1 pseudogene is annotated in these 784 nt (G+C 26.0%); it reads left to right on the forward strand.

Annotated elements, in window-relative coordinates:
- Window positions 1-784: pseudogene (locus tag AC4AGG_RS16645) on the forward strand (hypothetical protein); the annotation flags it as partial.

The raw sequence follows: 784 nt of genomic DNA on the forward strand, positions 1-784 counted from the left end.
TTTATTTTAGATGATTTCTTCTATTCAATGATTGTTAATTATTCATTATATGCATTCAATTCTTGGGTTGTTGGAGATTGGATTGATGAACTCTTTCATAAAAATGACTCTTATCAGATTCCCATCGTAATAAACCCAAAGAGAGAAAATAAAGATAGTGGTTATGCAGGTATAATTGATGTAAATAATGAACAATATTTACTTCAACAAAGGCTTTTGTCTAATATTTTGAAACCTATTTCTGATGATAACTCTTCTCATAGAAAAATGGGAGATCATGGAACTGCTAAAAAATTGAAAATAAACGAAAATAAGGAAAGAAAATTTAATGTTATAGATACTTCACCCTCTCAGTTTATGTCAAATGAAAATGCTACATATGAAGAAAAAATGAGTTTTTTACAAAATTCCGATTTTGGAATTTTATTTGGACAATTTTTGGTTCATAATCCACTCGAAATCCTAAGTGAAACTAAGAAGCGATTTAATATTGATGGAATTACAATTCCAAACCAATACAAATTTGATACATACATTATTTACAAAATAATGAGTATTTGTGAAAAATATAAATCTTACGAAAAATTTGTCAATTCAGAAGTTGGAGAAAAAAGAACGAAATATACGATTGAAATCTCAAAATTTTTAAACTATATCGAAGAGAAACCCAGTCACATTACTTATAAATTGAAACAAACCATTAATTTCATTAGATTTTATTCTGAAATTTGGGAGCATTATGATTTTACAAATGATATTGATATTGAAGAATTATCGAAAAAAT

Source organism: Chryseobacterium sp. CG10_8 (assembly GCF_058117085.1).